The organism is Starkeya nomas (assembly GCF_902703545.1).
GTDB lineage: Bacteria > Pseudomonadota > Alphaproteobacteria > Rhizobiales > Xanthobacteraceae > Ancylobacter > Ancylobacter moscoviensis.
The window spans coordinates 1-581 of record NZ_CACSAS010000010.1; the positions used below are offsets into that span (position 1 = coordinate 1).

Annotated in this window: 2 protein-coding genes; both read left to right on the top strand. The window is 72.6% G+C overall.

Annotation, left to right across the window (positions count from 1 at the left end):
* Positions 1–230: hypothetical protein (locus STARVERO_RS21750; RefSeq protein ID WP_159602053.1), on the top strand; the 230-nt coding region annotated here is incomplete at its 5' end.
* A partial coding sequence (locus STARVERO_RS21755; protein ID WP_159602055.1) for a hypothetical protein occupies positions 227–581 on the top strand: 355 nt, incomplete at its 3' end. The genes STARVERO_RS21750 and STARVERO_RS21755, both read left to right, overlap by 4 nt.

Here is a 581-nt window from a genome sequence, read left to right on the forward strand (position 1 = left end):
AGCGCCGTCGCCGCCGCACGGGCGGCACGATCCAGCTCGACGCGGTGCTCGCCGCCTCTAACCGCCTCTCCATCATGCACGAGGGCCTGATCGAGCAGGGATATTCCTGCTCGGGCGGCAAGCTCTCCCCGTCGAAGGACGGCACGTGGACCGCCCGCGTCGTCTGGCGGAACAGGTCGACCGGCCTGTCCCTGTCCTTCACCGAACGGGGGCTGCGCATCCGGTCATGAGCTACTCCTGGCTACCCGCCACCTTGCGCACGATCGCGGACGTCGCCGGCCTTGACGCCGCGCTGGCGCTCGCCGAGCGCTATGGCGGGCGCCGGGTGAAGCTGCCGTCCCGCTTCCGGCCGGGATCATGGCTGGACGACGCGGTCGGCGAGGAGGCGGCGAAGGCGATCATCGGCCATTTCGGCACGACGCCGCTCGACATCCCGCTCGGCGGCGGCGGCTCTTATGCGCAGATGCGCCGGCAGCTGAACGCCCGCTTCGAGCAGCTGGAGGCCGAGGGCGCGCCGGCCGCCCGGATCGCCGCCGAACTGGGCATCACCGAGCGCGCGGTGCGGATGCGCCGTGCCGCCC